Source organism: Kitasatospora sp. NBC_00039 (genome assembly GCF_045160625.1).
Classification (GTDB): Bacteria; Actinomycetota; Actinomycetes; order Streptomycetales; family Streptomycetaceae; genus Kitasatospora.
The window spans coordinates 5580714-5600575 of record NZ_CP108289.1; the positions used below are offsets into that span (position 1 = coordinate 5580714).

Annotated in this window: 16 protein-coding genes; 9 read left to right on the forward strand and 7 right to left on the reverse strand. The window is 73.6% G+C overall.

All coding sequences use genetic code 11. The features are described 5' to 3' along the window. Positions 1-55 precede the first annotated feature (55 nt). The 3 genes from OG286_RS24880 to OG286_RS24890 are packed head-to-tail and all read right to left on the reverse strand — an operon-like array spanning position 56 to position 3248. Positions 56-1375 carry a DUF4350 domain-containing protein gene (locus tag OG286_RS24880; protein ID WP_405365780.1) on the reverse strand — a complete coding sequence of 440 codons (1320 nt, stop codon included), beginning with the start codon at positions 1373-1375 and terminating at the stop codon, positions 56-58. Then, a complete protein-coding gene (locus OG286_RS24885; RefSeq protein WP_396322782.1) occupies positions 1372-2043 on the reverse strand; it encodes a DUF4129 domain-containing protein in 672 nt (223 codons plus the stop codon). The genes OG286_RS24880 and OG286_RS24885 overlap by 4 nt, the downstream gene beginning before the upstream one ends. Before the next feature lie 5 nt (positions 2044-2048). After that, positions 2049-3248, reverse strand: a complete 1200-nt coding sequence (locus OG286_RS24890) for a hypothetical protein (RefSeq protein ID WP_405365781.1) — start codon at positions 3246-3248, stop codon at positions 2049-2051. A 288-nt stretch (positions 3249-3536) separates the two neighbouring features. Between OG286_RS24890 and mtrA the strand changes: the two genes are divergently transcribed. The 3 genes from mtrA to OG286_RS24905 are packed head-to-tail and all read left to right on the forward strand — an operon-like array spanning position 3537 to position 8218. Next, entirely contained in the window at positions 3537-4214 is a 678-nt protein-coding gene (gene mtrA / locus OG286_RS24895) for an MtrAB system response regulator MtrA (protein WP_030061806.1), read from the forward strand. A gap of 1 nt (position 4215) precedes the next feature. Next, on the forward strand, positions 4216-6366 hold the full coding sequence (mtrB, locus tag OG286_RS24900) for an MtrAB system histidine kinase MtrB (RefSeq protein WP_405365782.1): 2151 nt from the start codon (positions 4216-4218) through the stop codon (positions 6364-6366). Next, the gene (locus OG286_RS24905; RefSeq protein WP_396322779.1) at positions 6341-8218 is read left to right on the forward strand and encodes an LpqB family beta-propeller domain-containing protein; all 1878 of its coding nucleotides are present in this window, start codon (positions 6341-6343) and stop codon (positions 8216-8218) included. The genes mtrB and OG286_RS24905 overlap by 26 nt, the downstream gene beginning before the upstream one ends. Here OG286_RS24905 and OG286_RS24910 read toward each other — a convergent pair. Further along, positions 8215-8931: a ComF family protein gene (locus OG286_RS24910; RefSeq protein WP_405363717.1), complete on the reverse strand. Its 717-nt coding sequence runs from the start codon at positions 8929-8931 to the stop codon at positions 8215-8217. The two genes, OG286_RS24905 and OG286_RS24910, sit on opposite strands and share 4 nt — an antisense overlap. 450 nt (positions 8932-9381) lie before the next feature. On the opposite strand from OG286_RS24910, the gene hpf reads away from it, so the two are divergent. Together hpf and OG286_RS24920 are read left to right on the forward strand one after the other, a co-directional pair. Then, positions 9382-10074 (forward strand): ribosome hibernation-promoting factor, HPF/YfiA family, encoded by a 693-nt coding sequence (gene hpf, locus OG286_RS24915; protein WP_396322778.1) that lies wholly within the window; start codon positions 9382-9384, stop codon positions 10072-10074. 239 nt (positions 10075-10313) lie between these two features. Next, positions 10314-11072 carry a response regulator gene (locus OG286_RS24920; protein ID WP_396322777.1) on the forward strand — a complete coding sequence of 253 codons (759 nt, stop codon included), beginning with the start codon at positions 10314-10316 and terminating at the stop codon, positions 11070-11072. Positions 11073-11108: 36 nt separating this feature from the next. Here OG286_RS24920 and OG286_RS24925 read toward each other — a convergent pair whose 3' ends face one another. Beyond that, on the reverse strand, positions 11109-12302 hold the full coding sequence (locus tag OG286_RS24925; RefSeq protein ID WP_396322776.1) for a winged helix-turn-helix domain-containing protein: 1194 nt from the start codon (positions 12300-12302) through the stop codon (positions 11109-11111). A 167-nt stretch (positions 12303-12469) separates the two neighbouring features. Then, positions 12470-13036 carry a GNAT family N-acetyltransferase gene (locus OG286_RS24930; RefSeq protein WP_405360013.1) on the reverse strand — a complete coding sequence of 189 codons (567 nt, stop codon included), beginning with the start codon at positions 13034-13036 and terminating at the stop codon, positions 12470-12472. 251 nt (positions 13037-13287) lie between these two features. Here OG286_RS24930 and secA point away from each other — a divergent pair, with 251 nt between their 5' ends. Then, the gene (secA, locus tag OG286_RS24935; protein ID WP_396322774.1) at positions 13288-16050 is read left to right on the forward strand and encodes a preprotein translocase subunit SecA; all 2763 of its coding nucleotides are present in this window, start codon (positions 13288-13290) and stop codon (positions 16048-16050) included. A gap of 218 nt (positions 16051-16268) precedes the next feature. Here secA and OG286_RS24940 read toward each other — a convergent pair whose 3' ends face one another. After that, the gene (locus tag OG286_RS24940; protein WP_396322773.1) at positions 16269-16826 is read right to left on the reverse strand and encodes an Rv3235 family protein; all 558 of its coding nucleotides are present in this window, start codon (positions 16824-16826) and stop codon (positions 16269-16271) included. Positions 16827-17247: 421 nt separating this feature from the next. Here OG286_RS24940 and OG286_RS24945 point away from each other — a divergent pair, with 421 nt between their 5' ends. From OG286_RS24945 to OG286_RS24955, 3 genes are all read left to right on the forward strand, one after another. Then, complete coding sequence (locus OG286_RS24945) at positions 17248-18321, forward strand: patatin-like phospholipase family protein (protein WP_396322772.1); 1074 nt, start codon at positions 17248-17250, stop codon at positions 18319-18321. A gap of 282 nt (positions 18322-18603) precedes the next feature. Then, positions 18604-19113, forward strand: a complete 510-nt coding sequence (locus OG286_RS24950; RefSeq protein WP_396322771.1) for a DUF6912 family protein — start codon at positions 18604-18606, stop codon at positions 19111-19113. A gap of 76 nt (positions 19114-19189) precedes the next feature. Then, positions 19190-19846, forward strand: a complete 657-nt coding sequence (locus OG286_RS24955; RefSeq protein WP_405360010.1) for an HAD family hydrolase — start codon at positions 19190-19192, stop codon at positions 19844-19846. Positions 19847-19862 lie beyond the last annotated feature (16 nt).

The following is a 19862-nucleotide window of genomic DNA, read 5'->3' on the forward strand; positions in this document are numbered from 1 at the left end:
GGGGTGGCGGGTGCCGTGCCGGGGGTGATGCGGAGCTGGGCGGTGGCCTGTTCGGTCACGGCTTCCGTACCTGCCTTTCGAGGGCGTCGAGGTCGTCGGCGAGTCGCAGCAGTGCGGCGTCGTCGGTCGGGGGCGGGCCGTACAGGAGGGTCCGTACGTCTCCGGCCGGGCGGTCGGGGAGGCGGTCGACGACCGCCGCGCAGAGTGCGGTCGGGTCGGGGGCGCCGGCGCTGAGCGGAAGGCCGAGGGCGGGGGCGAGGCGGTGGACGGTGGCGCGGCGCAGGGCGTCGGCGGCACGGCCACGGGCCTTGGCCCGGCGGTAGAGGCGGGCCCGGCCCTCGGTGGTCTCGGCGGCGCGGACGACCACGGGCAGGTTCTCGCTGATGACGGGGCCGAGCCGGCGGGCGCGCCAGACGGCGGCCAGCAGGACGGCGATGGCGAGCTGGTACGCGCCCCAGCGCCAGCCGTCGGGGATGTAGTCGGTGAACCGCTTGTCGCCGCCCGCGGCCACCGGGGCGGAGTAGTCGGGCAGGTGCCAGGTCAGGTTGGGCTGGGAGCCGAGCAGGCCGAGGGCGAGCGAGGCGTTGCCGTCCTTCTTGATCAGCTCGTTGCTGAGGAAGTCGCCGCTGCCGAGGACGACGACCTCGGTGCCCTTGCCGGTCGGCACGGCCACCAGGGGGTAGCCGTGGCCGCGGGGGTAGCAGCCCTCGCCGCGGCTGCCGGTGGTGTAGAGCAGGCCGCCGAGGTGGGCGGTGCCGGCCCGGACGGCCTCGGTGAGCGCGCACTGGGCGGCGGTGCTGCGGACCCCGGCGTACGGCACGCCGCCGCCCTCGTCGGAGGTGCGGACGCCCGGGGCCAGCGCGCTGAGCGCGGCCGGGCCGGGGGAGAGGAGGATCAGCCGGGCGTGCTTGGCGGCGGCGATAGTGCGCAGCTGTTCGGGGCTGAGCAGGTCGGGTTCGGGGACGACGAGGGTGTCGTTGCCGGTGGTGCGGGCGGTCGGGTCGGTGGTGATGTCGACCTTGAGGCCCTCCCGCTGGAGCAGGGCGACCACGGCGTGGGCGCCGGAGGGGTCGTAGGAGCGCGGGTCCAGCGGCGGGTAGCGGCGGTCCTGGCTCAGGGCGGCCAGGAGGGCGCCGGCGAACAGGACCAGGACGGCGGTGAGCAGGAACCAGCGCGAGCGGTACCAGAGGCTGCGGCCGGTGGGCGCGAGGCTGCTGGGGCTGACGCGGGGCTCGGGTGGTGCGGGCGGCCCGGCGGGTGAGGGTGCTCCGGTGGCGGTGGCGGTGGCGGTGGCGCCGGGCGGTACGGCCGGTGCTCCGGTGGGCGTCGGCGGTGCGGCCGGGCCGGGGGAGGCGCCGGGGGTGGTGGTGGTCATGCCGCTCCTCCCGGGGCCGCGGCGAGGGCCGGGCGGGCGCGTTCGAGGGCCTGGTCGAGGTCGCGGAGCAGCTGGTACGCGGCCTGGTCGGCGGTGCGCTCGCCGTACGCGATGTCGTCGAAGGTGCGGGCGGCCGTGGTGAGGGCGGCGGCGTGCGCGGGCAGCATGCGGCCCGCCTCGGTGGCGGCCTCGTCGGCGGTGCGGCCGGGGCGGGTGTCGAGCAGGGTGCGCTCCTCCAGGGCCCGGACGACCGCGCGCATCTGCTCGCGGACGGCTTCGGCCCACTGGCCGGCGGCGGCGTGCTGTTCGGCGTCGGCCCGGTACTGGGCGGCGCTGCGCGGGGCGGCGGCGCCGAAGACGTCGAGCGCCGTGCGGGCGGCCCGCTTGGGCGCGCCGAGGCGCCACCAGAGGGAGGCCGCGATCACGACGGCGACCACCAGGAACAGGATCAGGCCGGTGGTGCCGGTGGTGCCGTCACCGGTGATGGCGTTGAGCGCGTCGTCGATCCGTTCCGTGATCCAGTCGAGGACCCGCTGCTGGAGGCTCGGGTCGTGCCGGTGGTAGTCGGCCTTGAGCAGTTCGTCGCGGACGGCGTCGCGGGCCGGGTCACGCGGGGTGGTGACCGGGGCCCCGCCCGCGGCCAGCACCTTCTCCCCCCAGTTCGGCATCCGGCTCAGAGCCTCGCCGGGTTCTGGCCGACCGGGTCGCTCCAGCCGGTGCCGCCGTACTCGGGCAGGCCGGCGGCGCGGGCCAGCTCGATGTCCAGGGCCTCGCGGCGGATCCGCTGGTCGACGTAGAGCAGGACGCCGATGGTGGCGGTGAACGGGATGGTGAGGGTGGAGGAGATCACGCCGGCGATCGCGTTGCTGATCAGCATGGCGACGGGCAGGGTGGCCGGCTCGCCGGAGTCGAGCTGGTTGGAGAGGTCGTCGAAGCCGAGGACCAAACCGATGACGGCGAACGGGATGCTGAGCATTCCGGCGACGAGGCCGGCCAGCAGCCGGCCGAGGATGTTGATGCCGAACAGCCGCCACCAGGAGCCGCGGACCAGGCGGCGGGAGCGGGAGAGGGCGGGCAGGACGCCCTGCTTCTCCAGCATCAGGGCGGGGGCGGCCAGGCTGAGCTGGATCCAGATCCAGAAGGCGACCGGGATGCTGAGGATGCCGACCACGGCCAGCAGGCCCACGATGATGGGCTCGTCCGCGCCGGCCAGCAGGTAGCCGATCAGCGGGGCGAAGCCGAGCAGGACGATGCCGGCGCCGATCAGGCCGGTCAGCAGGGTCAGGCCGATCAGCTGGAGCAGCCGGGGGCGGGCGTCGCGCCAGGCGTCGCGGACGGTGGCGGTCTGGCCGAGGATGGCGCGGCTGACGACCATGGTCAGCAGGGCGGCGGCGACCACGCCGAGCAGCATCGCCACCGGCAGGCTGACCAGGGCGGACACCACGGGGGTGAGGTCGCCCGTGTCGCCGTCGACGGCCAGCTGGGTGCCGACGACGGCGGCCTCCTGGACCACGGCGACGCCGAGGGAGAGGCCGAGCGTGGTGCGCCAGTGCTTGCGGATGGTGGAGACGGCTCCGTCGAGGATCTCGCCGAGGCCGAGCGGGCGCAGCGGGATCACGCCGGGCTTGGGGCTGGCCGGGGCGCCCCAGCCGTACTGTCCGGGCTGTCCGTAGGGGCCCTGGCCGCCGTACTGGGGACCGCTGCCCTGCTGCTGGCCGCCGTGGCCGGCGTCCCGGGCCGGGTGCGCGGCGGGTGCGCCGTGGGGTGGTACCGACTGCCCGGGCACGGCGGCGGATGCGTCGGCCGGGGGCCGGGCCTCGTCGCGGGGCGGCTCGGACGAGCTGGGCGAGGCCCAGCCCGGGGTGTCGGTCATCACTGCTCCTCGGAGGGGCGTCAGGGTTCGCGGGGGCGGGTGGATCTTCACCCGCGCGCAGCGCCCATCGTGCCATGGTGGTCGGACGGGCCCCAGGGGTATCCGGTTGCTGAACCGCAACGGGAGGCCGGCGGCCGGCCGGCGGGAGGCCTGCGGGGCTCGGGTGACGGTTCAGGCCGGGATATTCGCCCGGTATGGCCGGAATTCGCCCGGGCGGGTACTTGGCCGTTCTGGAGCAATGGGACTGCTGTGCGGCAGGTCACAATCCGGTAATGAGAGGATGGATGCATGAAGGGACGCGTCCTCGTCGTTGATGACGACTCCGCACTGGCCGAGATGCTCGGTATTGTGCTGCGTGGTGAGGGTTTTGAGCCGTTTTTCGTCGCGGATGGGGACAAGGCGCTAGCCGCCTTCCGGGAGACCAAGCCCGACCTGGTCCTGCTGGACCTGATGCTGCCCGGACGGGACGGCATCGATGTCTGCCGGCAGATCCGGGCCGAGTCGGGCATTCCGATCGTCATGCTGACCGCCAAGACGGACACCGTGGACGTCGTGGTCGGCCTGGAGTCGGGGGCCGACGACTACGTCACCAAGCCGTTCAAGCCCAAGGAGCTGGTGGCCCGGGTGCGGGCCCGGCTCCGTCGTGCCGAGGAGCCGACGCCCGAGCAGCTGACCATCGGCGATCTGGTGATCGACGTGGCCGGCCACTCGGTGAAGCGGGACGGCCGGGGCATCCCGCTGACCCCGCTGGAGTTCGACCTGCTGGTCGCGCTGGCCCGCAAGCCCTGGCAGGTGTTCACCCGCGAGGTGCTGCTGGAGCAGGTCTGGGGGTACCGCCACGCGGCGGACACCCGCCTGGTCAACGTGCACGTCCAGCGGCTCCGCTCCAAGATCGAGAAGGACCCGGAGCGCCCCGAGATCGTGGTGACCGTCCGCGGCGTCGGCTACAAGGCCGGACCCAGCTGACGTGACGTACCAGGCTGACGAGACCCCGTCGGGTACCGCGACCGACGGGGGCGCCGCCGTGCGCGGGGACGTGCTGAGCTCGACCACGCGCAGCCGCGGCCGGCGCGGCCCCGCGGGCCTGCTCGCACCCGTGATCCGTCAGCTGCGCCGGCCCGTGAACCGGGTCCTGGCGCTGTACCGGCGTTCCATCCAGCTGCGGGTGGTCGCGGCCACCCTGATGCTGTCGGTCGTCGTGGTGCTGGTGCTGGGTGTCGTGGTGGTGGCCCAGGTCCGCAACGGGCTGCTGAACACCAAGCGGGACTCGGCGCGCAGCCAGGCCCGGGCCGGCTTCCAGACCGAGCAGAAGAAGATCGACGAGGCGAAGGAGCTGCGCCTCAAGGTCGCTCCGATCGCCGACCCGACCACCGAGGAGATCGGCACCTGGCTGCTGAAGCAGGTCGGCGACCTCGCGGCCAGCGGGCAGAACGTCTACTCGGTGATCGCGATCATGCCCGACAGCGAGCAGCACCTCTCGCTGGAGAAGACCGGCCTCGGGCCGCGCTACTCCGGCGACATCCAGCCGAGCAGCATCCCCGACTCCCTGCGTGCCAAGGTGACGTCCGAGGCCGGCATCTTCGACCAGCCGACCGTGATCCGGCGCGCCCCGGAGAGCGGTGGCCGGACCGAGCCGGGTCTGGCCGTCGGCATGCAGTTCTCCGGGCCCACCGGCGCCCCGTACCAGCTGTACTACGTCTTCTCCTTCGGCCAGGAGACCGACACCCTCGGCCTGATCACCGGCACGCTGGCCACCGCCGGCGTCTTCGTGGTGATCATGATGGGCGGCATCGCCTGGCTCGTGGTGCGCCAGGTGGTGACCCCGGTCCGGATGGCCGCCGGGATCTCCGAGCGGCTGGCCGCCGGGCACCTGGAGGAGCGGATGAAGGTCACCGGGACGGACGACATCGCCCGTCTCGGTGAGTCGTTCAACCGGATGGCCAACGCACTGCAGGCGCAGATCCGCCAGCTGGAGGAGCTCTCCCGCGTGCAGCGGCGCTTCGTCTCGGACGTCTCGCACGAGCTGCGCACCCCGCTCACCACCGTGCGGATGGCCGCCGACCTCATCTACGACAGCCGCGAGGACCTGGACCCGATGGCGGCCCGCTCGGCCGAGCTGCTCCAGGGCCAGTTGGACCGCTTCGAGTCGCTGCTCGCCGACCTGCTGGAGATCAGCCGCTTCGACGCGGGCGCCGCGATCCTCGACGCCGAGCCGGTCGACCTGCGCGAGATCGTCGGCCGGGTGATCGAGGCCGCCGACCCGCTGGCCCAGGCCAAGGGCAGCGCCGTGGTGGTCCGCGGCGACGGCGAGCCGGTCCTGGCCGAGGTCGACTCCCGCCGGATCGAGCGCATCCTGCGCAACCTCGTCGTCAACGCGCTGGAGCACGGTGAGGGCCGCGACGTCGTGGTCCGGCTGGGCTCGGCCGACGGCGCGGTCGCGGTCGGCGTGCGCGACTACGGCATCGGACTCAAGCCCGGCGAGGCGTCCCGGGTGTTCCACCGCTTCTGGCGGGCCGACCCGTCCCGGGTGCGGACCACCGGCGGCACCGGGCTCGGCCTCTCCATCGCGGTCGAGGACGCGCACCTGCACGGCGGCTGGCTGCAGGCCTGGGGCGAACCCGGCGGCGGCTCGCACTTCCGGCTCACCCTGCCGCGCACCCGCGGCGGCGAGATCAGCCGGGCGCCGTTCCGGCTGGAGCCGGAGGACTCCCGCAACAACCGGGGCCTCGGCTCGTACGGGACCCCGTACCGGCGGGCGATCCGCCCGTCCGGCGCGACCGCGCTGACCGCCACCGAGGACCAGGCCGTGCCGGAGACCCCGGAGAGCGCCGGCAACGGGTTCGGCAGCGGGCTGGGCGGCGTGCTGAGCATCGGCCCCGGGCTGGGCAGCCCCAGGCTGCCGGAGGGGCCGCGCTCCGACCCCTCGGACGTGCGGACCGTGGGGGCCGGGTACGGTGCCACCGGAGCCCAGGTCATGGTGGACCCGACGCCGGGGCGGCCGTCGATGGCGCAGCGGACGTCGGAGCCGGACCTTGCGGGTGCGGCGGAGGCCGCGGTCGGCGCGGGCGGGACGGACACGGAGGGGTCGCAGCGTGCGAAGGACCAGCAGCAGTACTGAACCGCGGACGGCCGCGGTGACCGGCACGGTGCTGGTCGCCCTGCTGGCGGGCGGCTGCGCGGCGATGCCGGACTCCGGCGGCATCGGCAAGGTCGAGCTGGCGCAGGGCTCGGCGGACAAGAACCTCCAGGTCAGGGTCTTCCCGGTGGGGCCGGTCAAGGGCGCCAAGCCGGACGGCCTGCTCACCGGCTTCCTGGACGCGCTGACCGCGGACGAGAGCTACGACACCGCGCGCAAGTACCTCACCGACGAAGCGGCCGCCCACTGGAACCCGGACGCCGGCATCCAGGTGCTGGAGGCCAATCCCATTCCGCGGTCCAACCAGACCGTGACGGACGCCGACACGTCGTACTCCGCCCAGGTCCCCGGCAAGGTCGTCGCCAAGGTGGACGACAAGCACTCCTACACCTTCTCGGGCGGGCAGCTGGACGTGGACCTCCCGTTCACGTTCGTCCGGGAGAAGGGCGGCGAGTGGCGCATCGCCAAGCTGCCCGACGGTCTGATCATCAACCAGACCAACTTCCGCAACAGCTTCCGCCAGGTGGACCGATTCTTCTACGCGGCCCAGGACCCGTCGGCGGCCGGCACCACGGCGGTCAGCACCCAGGACGTGCTGATCGCCGACCCGATCTACCTGCGGCGCCGAATAGACACGCTGACCTCGGCCGCCAAGGCCGTGGTCGCCGGTCCGTCCGACTGGCTCTCGCCTGTGGCACGGACCGCCTTCCCGACCGGAGCGACCGTCGACCGGGTCAGCGTCGACGAGGGCCGCACCGCCCACGTGGTGCTCAACGGCGCCGACCTCGCCAACCAGACGGCCTGCCGGCAGATGGCCACCCAGCTCTTCTACACCCTCGCCGACCAGGGCAAGGGGCAGGTGGACCGGGTGGAGCTGAAGAGCTCGCACGGCAACGGCTGCCAGGCCGCCAGCCTCGACGTACCCGTCACCGGCCCCGGTGCGCTGGCCGGCTCGGCCGCGGCCAGGCAGTACTTCCAGCGCGCCGACGACGGCGTGCTGATGGAGGCCCGCGACACCGACGGCACCGCCGTCCGCGGCCCGCTCGGCAAGCCCCAGCCCAACAAGCAGCCGGCGCTCGGCCCGATCGCGGTGGCACGGGACGGCGAACGCGCCGCGGCGATCAGCGGCAACGGCCACCAGCTCTACTCGGTGGCCCTCTCGGACAGCATGCCGACGATGCCCGAACCGCTGCTCGCCACCCCGGCCCGGTCCGGCGACCGCACCGAGGACGCGCTCGCCTCGCCCAGCTGGGACGGCCGCGGCGACCTCTGGCTGGTGGACCGCGACCCGCAGAACCGGCGGGTCCTGATGGTGCGCGGCAGCAAGGTGTACACCGCGCCCGTCGACGGCCTCGACGGGCAGGTCGTGCAGGACCTCAAGGTCTCCTCGGACGGCGTCCGGATCGCCCTGGTCCTCAGGAACCCGGCCGGTGTGCGGTCGCTCTGGCTCGGCCTGGTGGTGCACGGCGGCACCAAGGAGGCGCCCACCGCGCGGATCACCGGGCTGCGCTCGGCCGCTCCGCTGCTCACCGAGATCGCCTCGGTGTCCTGGGCGGAGACCGACCAGCTGCTCGTGCTGGGCAAGGAGAACGGCCGCATCCAGCAGCTGCACTACATCAGCACCGACGGCTCGCAGAGCAGCGACGCCTCGCTGCAGGGCGGCGAGGGCATGTCCTCGGCGGAGGCCTCGGAGTTCCGCGCGGAGTCCCCGAACCAGGTGCCGCCGGTGATCGCACGGCAGACCTCCACCGGCACGATCTTCCGGCTGACCAACAACCAGTGGCGGGAGGTCAACCCGAACCTGCGGGCGACCTCCTTCATCTACCCGGGCTAGGGCTTGGACCAGGCCCGGCCGGCCGGGTCCGTACGGGCCGGGTGGCGCGCAGGACCGGCGGTGCGGTGCGGGACGGCGGGCAGGTGCGGGACGGCGGCCGCGACGGTGGCGGCGGCCTTCGGCGGGAGGCCGGCGGCGGCCAGGGCCCGCGCGGCCTCGGCGAGGCTGGCACCCGTGGTCACCAGGTCGTCCACCAGGACCGGCTGACGGCCGGTCAGCCGGTGGTTCGCGCCCGGCAGGACGGTCAGCGCGCCGTGCAGGTTGCGCCGGCGCTCGGCGGCGGTGAGGCCGGCCTGGTCGGCGACCGGCCGGGTGTGCCGCAGCAGTGCCGCGGCGCGGGCGTCCAGCCCGGCCCGGCGCAGCGACCGGGCGGCGGCGCCGGCCAGCCGCAGCGTCGGGTCGTGCCCGCGGGCGCGGACGGCGGCTCGGGCGGAGGGCATCGGGACCAGCAGCAGCGGCGCGAGCCCGGCGCGCGGCCCGAGCGAGGAGCGCACGGCCCGGGCGAGCGCCTCGCCGAGCGGGCCGGCCAGCCGCAGCGCGCCGCGCTCCTTGTGGGCCAGCAGCAGCTGGCGGACCGGGTCGGCGTACGGGGCGGCGGCGTGCACCCAGGGCAGTGCGGTCGGGCCAGGGCGGGCGGTGGCCAGGGCGGTGAGGCAGGCCGGGCAGAGCTGAGCGCGGTCGGCGCCGCAGCCGGCGCACCGGGCCGGCAGCAGCACGTCCAGCAGCCCGGCCAGTGCGTTGGCGAACGGCCCTTGGGCGGTCTGCGGGTGGGTGGCGCTGGGGGTGGGCGGCACGGCTGCTCCTGGCGACGGCAGGCACGGAGAGTGAGCAAAGAATGCGCCGTACGGGGGGTGTTGTCCAGGCATTTACCCATGTTTCACTCGCGGGAGGGTAGACAGGGTGCAACAGCTTGACCGCCAGCCCACGGCATCGGGTCATACCCGCTCCCCCGCCTGGGGAGGCGAAAACCCCGTGTGAGGTGTTCGATGAGGCTCCAGGGGGTTTCAACCGTCCCTGGTGGGGAGGAAGTGAGGTGAGGGCCAGTCGTTTCCGTCGCTCGCGGCGGGGGCGGAGGGCCGGCAGTGGATGGGCTGGTCCGGCTGGGTCTCAGCCCGATCCGGTAGCACCCGGATCGGCGTCAGCACGAGGGATCGGAGTTCTGCGTGGACATCGTCGTCAAGGGCCGCAAGACCGAGGTGCCCAAGAGGTTCCGCGAGCACGTGGCCGAGAAGCTGGAGAAGGTCCAGAAGTTCGACGGCAAGGTGATCAGCCTCGACGTCGAGGTGTCCAAGGAGCACAACCCGCGTCAGGCCGACCGGTCCGAGCGGGTGGAGATCACTCTCCGTACCCGTGGGCCCGTGATCCGGGCCGAGGCCGCCGCCGGAGACCCGTACGCGGCGCTCGACCTGGCTTCGGCGAAGCTCGACGCGCAGCTGCGCAAGTCCGCAGACCGGCGCCGGGTGCACAAGGGCGGCAACGGCCGCACCCCCATCAGCGTCGCCGAGGCGACCGCGGCCCTGGCCGCGCTGCCCGCCACGACGCAGCAGGAGGGCGAGACCAACGGGGCCGTCCGCAAGACCATGATGGGATCCCTGGAAGTGGAGGGCGAAGGCCCGCTGGTGGTCCGGGAGAAGACCCACCCGGCCGCCCCCATGGCGCTGGACCAGGCGCTCTACGAGATGGAACTGGTCGGCCACGACTTCTACCTCTTCGTGGAGAAGGACAGCGGCCTGCCGAGCGTCGTCTACCGCCGGCACGGTTACAACTACGGCGTCATCCACCTGAAGGCCGACGGCTCGTCCACGGCCGGTGGTGGCGCAGGCGGTGCGATCGGCGGGTCCGACGACGAGGACTGACCGTCCGAGCTTTGTTGGGAGAGGTGACCCCGGCGGCCGTTGCCGCCGGGGTCACCGGCGTTCCGGGGTGGGGGCGGCGTTCCCGGACCTGCCCCTGACCTGCCCCTGGCGCGCCCGGGCCGTCCCTCCGGTGCCCTCGGGGTCACCCGCTGCAGAGGATTCGGCGCCGGAGGGTGACCGGAGGGTGTCCGGGCCGTGGAATGATTGGCGCACGACGACCGGCGACGGGGGAGGAGCGGATGGGGGATCACTTCGGGCTAGGGCCCGCTACGGGGCCGGTCACGGGGGTGGCGCCCGGGCGGGGGGACGAGTCCGAGTACGCCCCGCACAGGCGGGAGCCGATCCGCGTCCTGGTGGTGGACGACCATGCGCTGTTCCGCCGCGGGCTGGAGATCGTGCTCGCGGAGGAGGAGGACATCAAGGTCATCGGTGAGGCCGGGGACGGCGCGGAGGCCGTGCTGAAGGCGGCCGACCTGCTGCCCGACATCATCCTGATGGACGTCCGGATGCCCCGCCGCAGCGGGATCGAGGCCTGCACCGCGATCAAGGACGTGGTGCCCAGCACCAAGATCATCATGCTGACGATAAGCGACGAGGAAGCCGACCTCTACGAGGCGATCAAGGCCGGTGCGACCGGCTACCTGCTCAAGGAGATCTCCACCGACGAGGTCGCCACCGCGATCCGCGCGGTCGCTGACGGGCAGTCCCAGATCAGCCCGTCGATGGCCTCCAAGCTGCTCACCGAGTTCAAGTCGATGATCCAGCGCCGCTCCGACGACCGGGACCTCGTGCCCGCGCCCCGGCTGACCGACCGGGAGTTGGAGGTGCTCAAGCTGGTGGCCACCGGGATGAACAACCGGGAGATCGCCAAGGAGCTGTTCATCAGCGAGAACACCGTGAAGAACCACGTGCGCAACATCCTGGAGAAGCTCCAGCTGCACTCCCGGATGGAGGCCGTGGTCTACGCGATGCGGGAGAAGATCCTCGAAATAGGGTGACACGGGCCGCAGTTGTGGGCCCGGGGTGCGCCGGCCCTAGCTCGTGAGCAGCTTCTCCAGGGCGGGGCGCAAGGACTCGTCGTGCAGCGCCTCGACCCGGACGGCGTCGCAGCCCACCCACTCGGCGGCCTCGCGCAGGGCGGCCGCCAGTGCCCCGACGTGCCGTGCCGAGTCCAGCGAGATCTGACGGGCCACCAGCGTCCTTCCCTCACGGGCCGGATCGACCCGGCCGACCAGCTGCCCGCCGGCCAGCAAGGGCATCGCGAAGTAGCCGTGCACCCGCTTGTGCTTGGGCGTGTAGGCCTCCAGCCGGTGCGCCATGCCGAAGATCCGCTCGGTGCGGGCGCGGTCCCAGATCAGCGAGTCGAACGGGGAGAGCAGCGTGGTGCGGTGGCGCCCGCGCGGCGGGGCGGCGAGGGCGGCCGGATCGGCCCAGGCGGCGGCGGGGGCGCCGGCCGGACCCCAGCCGGCCACCTCCACCGGGACGAGGCCGGAGTCGGCCAGCACCGCGTCCAACTGGTCGGCGCGCAGCCGGTGGTAGTCGAGCAGGTCGGCCCGGGTGGCCACGCCGAGCGCGGAGCCGGACTGCGCGACGAGGGTACGCAGGCACTCCTCGTCGGTCGGCTCGGCCTCGAACAGCCCGGCGGGGACGGCCTGTTCGGCCAGGGAGTAGAGCCGCTTCCAGCTCCGGCGCTCGGCGCAGACCACGTCGCCGAAGGCCAGCGCCCGCTCCACCGCGATCTTGGTGTCGGACCAGTCCCACCAGTCGGCCGTCTTCTTGGCGCCGCCCAGCTCGGTGGAGGTGAGCGGCCCCTCGGCGCGCAGCTGGTCCAGCACCGAGCGGTAGGTGGCCTCGTCCACCTGCTTGCCCCAGACGTGCGCGCGCTCGCGGTAGCGCCGGCGGCGGAACGCGAACAGCGGCCACTCCTCGATCGGCAGGATGCAGGCCGCGTGCGACCAGTACTCGAAGCTCGCCCCCGAGCCCCAGTACGCCGCCTCGACGGCCGGGCGGCCGACGGCGCCGAGCCGCGCGTACGGGATCAGCTCGTGCGAGCGGGCCAGCACCGAGATGGTGTCGAGCTGGACGGCGCCCAGGTGCCGCAGTACTCCGCGGATCCCGCCGCGGCGGTCCGGCGCGCCGAGCAGGCCCTGGGCGCGCAGGGCGATGCGGCGGGCGTCGTCGGCGCCGAGGGTGGCGACGGGGGCCGGGGCGGGAGTCGAGGCGGTCATGCCGGCGAGCGTAGACCGGGGCACTGACAACGCGCGTCCGCCTGCCTGCCCGCCCGCCCGCGTCCATGCGGGCGCCCGTCCATGCGCGCGGCGGGCGGGCGCGGGCGGTGCGGGACTCCGGCGGCGGGCCGGTCGGCGGACCCGGCCGGTGAACTCAGTCGGTGAGCTCAGCCGGCAAGGTCGGTGGCGAGCAGCCCGGCGACCCAGGAGTCGCGGAACTCGCCGCGCTGCTCCGCGAACGAACGCAGGGTGCCCTCGAAGCGGAAACCGACCTTCTCGGCGATCGCGCGCGAACCCTCGTTGCCCACGTAGGCCACCCACTCCAGCCGGCGCAGGCCCAGCTCGGTGAGCCCGTAGCGGGCCACCTCGCGGGCGGCCTCGGCGGTGTACCCGCGGCCGCGGAACTCCTTGGCCGCCCACCAGCCGACCTCGGCGGCACCCGGGCGCCCGGGGCAGCTGACGAGCCCCTGGGTGCCGACCAGGGCGCCGGTCTCGCGCTCGAGCACGCACCAGATGAGGTTGTCGCCGGTGCGCCAGCCGTTGGCGGCCAGGTCGTTGACGAAGTACTCCGCGTCCTCGCGCCGGTAGGGGCTCGGGACCACCGTCCAGCGCTGGATCTCCGCGTCCTGGCAGGCCTCGAAGATCGCGTCGACGTCGGACTGCTGCGGCGGCCGCAGGATCAGGCGCTCGGTGCCGAGGGTGACGGGGGCGGGGGTGTCGGGTCGCTCTGTCATGTGCGGATTATTCCGTGCAGGGAGGAATGGGAGCATCCGATTAGCCGGTTAAACCGCCCAACTGCCCGCAGCGCTGACCGTTTTGCCCCGGTGGGCGGTGCTATCAGGCCATGTGCTCGCACGAGTGACACGGGAATAGCGTGCTGACGCACCTCCCGGGGCGTTGGACTCCTCGCATACGATGGCCCGTGCGGTGGGGTGGACCCCCCGTGCAGTCGTCCAGTGCCAATACAGGCAAGGAGCCCGCTCAAGTGTCCGTCTTCGACAAGATCCTGCGCGCCGGCGAAGGCAAGATCCTTCGCAAGCTGCAGCGGATTGCTGCCCAGGTCAACTCCATCGAAGAGGACTTCGTCAACCTCACCGACGCCGAGCTGCGCGCGCTGACCGACGAGTACAAGCAGCGACTCGCCGACGGCGAGACCCTGGACGACATCCTCCCCGAGGCGTTCGCCACCGTCCGCGAGGCGGCCAAGCGCGTGCTCGGCCAGCGGCACTACGACGTCCAGCTCATGGGTGGCGCCGCGCTGCACCACGGCTACGTCGCCGAGATGCGCACCGGTGAGGGCAAGACCCTGGTCGGCACCCTGCCCGCGTACCTCAACGCGCTGACCGGCAAGGGCGTGCACCTGATCACCGTCAACGACTACCTCGCCGAGCGTGACTCGGAGTGGATGGGCCGGGTGCACCGCTTCCTGGGCCTGGAAGTCGGCGTGATCCTGGGCAACATGACGCCCGCCGAGCGCAAGCGCCAGTACGGGATGGACATCACGTACGGCACCAACAACGAGTTCGGCTTCGACTACCTGCGCGACAACATGGCCTGGTCGAAGGACGAACTCGTCCAGCGCGGCCACAACTTCGCCGTGGTCGACGAGGTCGACTCGATCCTCATCGACGAGGCCCGTACCCCGCTGATCATCTCCGGCCCGGCCGACCAGGCGACCAAGTGGTACGCCGACTTCGCCAAGCTGGTGCAGCGCCTGAAGATCGACCGCGACTACGAGGTCGACGAGAAGAAGCGCACCGTCGGCGTGCTGGAGGAGGGTGTCTCCCGCGTCGAGGACTACCTCGGCATCGACAACCTCTACGAGTCGGTGAACACCCCGCTGGTCGGCTTCCTGAACAACGCCATCAAGGCGAAGGAGCTGTACAAGGCGGACAAGGACTACGTCGTGATGAACGGCGAGGTCATGATCGTCGACGAGCACACCGGCCGTATCCTCGCCGGCCGCCGTTACAACGAGGGCATGCACCAGGCCATCGAGGCCAAGGAGGGGGTGGAGGTCCAGAACGAGAACCAGACGCTGGCCACCATCACCCTGCAGAACTTCTTCCGCCTGTACGACAAGCTGGCCGGCATGACCGGTACCGGTACCACCGAGGCGGCCGAGTTCCACCAGATCTACAAGCTCGGCGTGGTGCCGATCCCGACCAACAAGACGCCGCTGCGCATCGACCAGCCCGACCTGATCTACAAGTCGGAGCCGGCCAAGTTCGCCGCCGTGGTCGAGGACATCGCCGAGAAGCACGAGAAGGGCCAGCCGGTGCTGGTCGGCACCGTGTCGGTGGAGAAGTCCGAGTACCTGTCGCAGGAGCTGCGCAAGCGCGGCATCCCGCACGAGGTGCTGAACGCCAAGCACCACGAGCGCGAGGCGCAGATCGTCGCGCAGGCGGGCCGCAAGGGCGCCGTCACCGTCGCCACCAACATGGCCGGCCGTGGCACCGACATCATGCTCGGCGGCAACTCCGACCACCTCGCGGCGGCCGAGCTGGCGCAGCGCGGGATCACCCCGACCGAGACCCCGGACGAGTACGAGGCCGCGTTCCCCGCCGCGCTGGAGAAGGCCAAGGCCTCCGTCAAGGCGGAGCAGGACGAGGTCAAGGAGGCCGGTGGCCTCTACGTCCTCGGCACCGAGCGGCACGAGTCCCGCCGGATCGACAACCAGCTGCGCGGCCGCTCCGGCCGTCAGGGCGACCCGGGCGAGTCCCGCTTCTACCTGTCGCTCGGCGACGACCTGATGCGCCTGTTCAAGGCCGGCATGGTCGAGCGCGTGCTCTCGATGGCCAACGTGCCCGAGGACGTGCCGATCGAGTCCAAGATGGTCACCCGCGCCATCGCCTCGGCGCAGACCCAGGTCGAGCAGCAGAACTTCGAGATCCGCAAGAACGTCCTCAAGTACGACGAGGTGCTGAACCGTCAGCGCGAGGTCATCTACGGCGAGCGCCGCCGCGTGCTGGAGGGCGAGGACCTGCAGGAGCAGGTCGGCCACTTCATGGACGACACCGTCGAGGCGTACGTCAAGGCGGCGACCGGCGAGGGCTTCGAGGACGACTGGGACCTCGACAAGCTCTGGACGGCTCTGAAGCAGCTCTACCCCGTCACCCTGGAGCTGGAGGAGCTGGAGGAGGAAGCCGGCGGCACCGCCGGGCTCACCCCGGAGTTCCTCACCAAGGTCGTCCAGGAGGACATCCAGGCGCAGTACGGCGCCCGTGAGGACCAGCTCGGCGCGGAGATCATGCGCGAGCTGGAGCGCCGGGTCGTCCTCTCGGTGCTGGACCGCCGCTGGCGCGAGCACCTCTACGAGATGGACTACCTCCAGGAGGGCATCGGCCTGCGGGCCATGGCGCAGCGCGACCCGCTGGTCGAGTACCAGCGCGAGGGCTTCGACATGTTCACCGCGATGATGGAGGGCATCAAGGAGGAGTCCGTCGGCTACCTGTTCAACCTGGAGGTCCAGGTCGAGCAGCAGGTCGAGGAGGTGCCGGTCGAGGACGCCGAGGTGGTGCTCGACAAGCTGGAGAAGGACGCCGCCCGTCCGGAGATCAAGGCCAAGGGCCTGGAGGCCCCCAAGCCGCAGCGGCTGCACTACACGGCCCCCTCGGACGAGGTCGGCGGCGGTGTCGTCGAGGGCGACTTCGACGACCTCGCGCCGGAGGACGAGGGCGACGGGCTCACCCGCGCCGAGCGTCGCAAGGCCGCCAAGTCGGCCAAGGGCCGCCGTCGCAAGAGCTGAGGCACGGCCGGTCCGCCCGGCCCGCGGCCACGCAGGGCGCCACTCCCGTACGGGGGTGGCGCCCTGCGCCGTTGCGGCGGCCGGGGCGGGGACGGCGGCCGGGGCGGTTGCGGCGGCCGGGGCGGGGACGCCCGGGGTGGAGCGGGCCGGCGTGAGGGCCGCCGGGGCGCAACGGCCGAGCGCGGCGGGAGCCGGGGGCGCGGTCGCCGGCCCGCTGCTCACCGGGCCTCCACGGCCGTGCACTGCCACTGCCCGGCGGGTCCGCGCAGCTCCAGCCGGAACGCCACCATGTGGTGCCGGCTGCCGAGGTCGACCCGGACGCAGGCCTCGACCACGTCGGGGGAGGGCGCTCTGTCGTGCACCGGCCCCAGCCGCGGTCGGCCGGCGGCGCCGCCGCGCCGCAGTGTGCCCGCACGGACGAGGGCGGCCAGCTGGCCGTAGCCGTCCAGCGAGGTGTGGCGCATCAGCTGGCCGGACGGCCGGGCGCCGGTGAGCACCTCGACCAGCTGGTGGGCGAACCGGGTGCTCAGCCCGCTGCGGAGGCCCGGGGCGGTGGGGGAGGAGCCGGCGGTGGTGCAGGCGGCCCGCGGGTGGCGCGGACGCCGGCCGGCGGGCGGGCGGTGGCAGGCCCGGGCGGTGGGGTGCGGGTGGTGCGGGCGGGCCGATGGCGGGCCGGTTCGGGCGGCGTGGTGCGGGTCGGCGGGGCCGCCGGGCACAGGACCGGCCGGGGCAGGACCGGTGGGAACAGGGCCGGTGGGGGTCGGGCGGGCGGTCATGGGCATTCCTCGGAGCGGGTGGTGCGAGTACGGACGGGTCCTTGGTAGTTGTGCCTCGCGCGGGTCGGCAACCGGGTTCCCGGCTCGCTCCCGGCCGCTCCGGAGGTTCACCTATCCGGGTGAACGGGCCAGTGTGGCGAAGGGCGTCGGCACTGCTTGAGGGGCACGCGGTTGACGTGCGGGGCCCGGTCGGAAGGCCCGAAAGGGGACGGTCGGGTACGCCGGGACGGGTGGTCGCGCCGGGGGTGCGGCGTTGCGCGGCCGGCCGGTCGGCGCGCACGATCGGATCCGGACTGGAAGCCGCGGAGGCCGGCGTCTGCACCCCGAGACGGAGGACAGCGCCCGAAGCGGACGACAACCAAGGCACGGACGACAGCCCCGGCACGGACGACAACCGCCCCGACGACGACAGGCGGCCGGCATGACGACACGGGTATCGGAGACGAGGGCGGCGGCGCCACGCCCCGCCGATGACGCTCCCCGGCGCGGCCTGGTGCTGGGCGGCGGCGGGATGCTCGGCGCGGCCTGGACGGTCGGCGCGCTCTGCGCCGTCGAGGAGGCCGTCGGCTGGCAGCCGGGCAGCGCCGAGGTGGTCCTCGGCACGTCGGCGGGCGCGATCCTCGGCGCGATGCTGGCCGGCGGGGTCCGCGCCGACCAGCTCCGCGACCACCAGCGCGGCCTGCCCGTCACCACCGGCCCGCTCGCGGGGGTGGACTTCGACTACGACACGGCGGTCGGCGGCGCCCTGCCCCCGCGGCCACGCGCCGGAATCGGCTCGCCGGGCCTGCTCCGGGACGCCGTCCGGCACCCGCGCGAGTACCCGCTGCTGACCATGGTCTCGGCGATGGCGCCGCACGGCCGCGGCTCGCTGGCCCCGGTCGGCGACCTGGTGCGCGGCCTGCTCGGCCCGGGCGGCTTTCCGGACGGCTCGCCGCTGCGGGTGGCCGCGGTGGACTACCGCAGCGGTCACCGGGTGGTCTTCGGCGACCCGGACGCGCCGCCCGCGGTGGTCGCGGAGGCCGTGATGGCCTCCTGCGCGATCCCCGGCTGGTTCACCCCGGTCCGGGTGGACGGCTCGGCGTACGTGGACGGCGGCTGCTGGTCGGCCACCAACGCGGACCTCATGCTCGGCCGCGGCCTGGACGAGGTCTACGTGCTCGCCCCGATGGGCCTGCGGCTGGACCCCCGAGGCCGCACCGAGTCGTCCGAGGGCCCGGGCCGGGGCACTCTGGCGGCGCTGCGCGAGTGGCGTGCCCGGGACCGCCCGCGCGGGGTGCTCGCCCAGCTGGTCGGCCGCTACCGCCGGGCGGTGACCCGGCAGCTGCTGCGCGAGGCCAGGGTGCTGCGGGAGAGCGGCGTCCGGGTGCACCTGCTCGCGCCGACCCTGGCCGACCTGGCGGTGATGGGCCCGAACATGATGGACCCGGCCCGCCGCGGCGCGGTGCTGGAGAGCGCGCTGCAGACCAGCCGGGCGGCCCTGGACGGCGTCCGGTGACCAGGCGCGAGGAAGGGGCCCCGGGGGTAGGGCGGCCCGGGCGTGAAGGCGGCCCCAGGGGCGCGCGGCCGGGCCTGCCGTACCCGGCGCACGCGGCGACCGTCGGGCCGGGTCGCCCCCTCCGTACCCGGCGCACGTGGCGCCCGTCGGGCCGGGTCGCCCCCTCCGTACCCGGCGCACGGGGCGCGGACGGGGGTGAGCGCGTGATCACGGGCGCCGTCCCGGCGCTTATTCTTGGGGCGCTGGAAGCTGTGCCGCTGGACGAACCGGAGAGTGCCACCCATGCGCGTGTACGTGCCCACCACCCTGACCGGCCTGGCGGCGGCGCACCCGGGCGGCGCCCTGGAGCAGTCCGCGGCGTACGCCGTGACCCCCGCGCTGCGCGAGTGGTACGTCAGCGACGACATCGAGGAGCTGGAGTACGCGGCGCTCAACCGGGCCGCCCAGTCCTCGCTGCGCCTGCTGGCGGCGGATCCGGACACGCCGCGCCGCCGGGTGGTGGTGGCGCTGGACGTCGCCGACTCCGCGGTCGAGCCGTTCCCCGGCGACGAGTACCAGGACCAGGCCTCGCTGGGCCGCGTGGTGCTGGCCGGCCCGGTGCGGCTGGCGAAGGCGGCCGCGGTGCACGCGGACGTGGCCGACCAGGAGGTGGTCACGGACGTCGAGGCGGCGGTGGCCGCCGTGGCGGCGGCCGACGCGGGCGACCAGGACGCCCAGTTCACGGTGGACGGCGCGGAGGACCACGACCTGCTCTGGTTCGCCACCCAGGAGATCCCCTCCCTGCTGGCCTGAGCCGCCGGCCCCGGCGGGCGGCCCGCGTGAGCCCCGTCCTACCGGCCTGTCGGCCGCCGGGGTTACCGTTCCCTCCGTGCGCACTCATATCGTCTGGGACTGGAACGGCACGCTCTTCCATGACATGGAGGCGGTGCTCGGCGCGAGCAACGCCGCGTTCGCGACCGTCGGCATCGCGCCGATGACCATGCAGGAGTACCGGGAGCAGTACGAGATCCCCATTCCCCGCTTCTACCAGCGGCTGCTCGGCCGGATGCCCTCCGAGGCCGAGTGGCTGCTGCTGGACGACGCGTTCCACGACCGCTACCGGGAGCTGAGCGTGGCCTGCGGTCTGACCGACGGGGTCGTGGAGCTGCTGGACGGCTGGCAGGCGGCCGGGCACAGCCAGTCGCTGCTGTCGATGTACGACCACGAGAGGCTGCTGCCGGTGGTCGATGCGTTCCGCCTGACCGGTCGCTTCCTGCGGGTCGACGGCCGCAGCGGCCCGTCCGGCGGCCAGAAGGCGGAGCACCTGACCCGGCACCTGGCGGCGCTCGGCGCGCACGTCGACCCGGCCCGTACGGTGCTGATCGGCGATGCCGCGGACGACGCGCTGGCGGCGCTGAACGCGGGCGCCCAGGCCGTGCTGTACACCGGCGGCTCGCACACCCGGGAGAAGCTGGAGCCGGTCGGCGTCCCGGTGGTGGACAGTCTGGCGGAGGCGGTCGAGCTGGCCGGGCGGATGGCGGGCTGACCCCCGCGGCCGCCCG

What these genes read in the sequence shown, in the direction of transcription:
- OG286_RS24880 (WP_405365780.1), bottom strand. Translation starts at nt 1,375, where the DNA reads ATGACCACCACCACCCCCGGCGCCTCCCCCGGCCCGGCCGCACCGCCG.
- OG286_RS24885 (WP_396322782.1), bottom strand. Translation starts at nt 2,043, where the DNA reads ATGCCGAACTGGGGGGAGAAGGTGCTGGCCGCGGGCGGGGCCCCGGTC.
- OG286_RS24890 (WP_405365781.1), bottom strand. Translation starts at nt 3,248, where the DNA reads ATGACCGACACCCCGGGCTGGGCCTCGCCCAGCTCGTCCGAGCCGCCC.
- mtrA (WP_030061806.1), top strand. Translation starts at nt 3,537, where the DNA reads ATGAAGGGACGCGTCCTCGTCGTTGATGACGACTCCGCACTGGCCGAG.
- OG286_RS24920 (WP_396322777.1), top strand. Translation starts at nt 10,314, where the DNA reads ATGGGGGATCACTTCGGGCTAGGGCCCGCTACGGGGCCGGTCACGGGG.
- OG286_RS24925 (WP_396322776.1), bottom strand. Translation starts at nt 12,302, where the DNA reads ATGACCGCCTCGACTCCCGCCCCGGCCCCCGTCGCCACCCTCGGCGCC.
- OG286_RS24930 (WP_405360013.1), bottom strand. Translation starts at nt 13,036, where the DNA reads ATGACAGAGCGACCCGACACCCCCGCCCCCGTCACCCTCGGCACCGAG.
- OG286_RS24940 (WP_396322773.1), bottom strand. Translation starts at nt 16,826, where the DNA reads ATGACCGCCCGCCCGACCCCCACCGGCCCTGTTCCCACCGGTCCTGCC.
- OG286_RS24945 (WP_396322772.1), top strand. Translation starts at nt 17,248, where the DNA reads ATGACGACACGGGTATCGGAGACGAGGGCGGCGGCGCCACGCCCCGCC.
- OG286_RS24950 (WP_396322771.1), top strand. Translation starts at nt 18,604, where the DNA reads ATGCGCGTGTACGTGCCCACCACCCTGACCGGCCTGGCGGCGGCGCAC.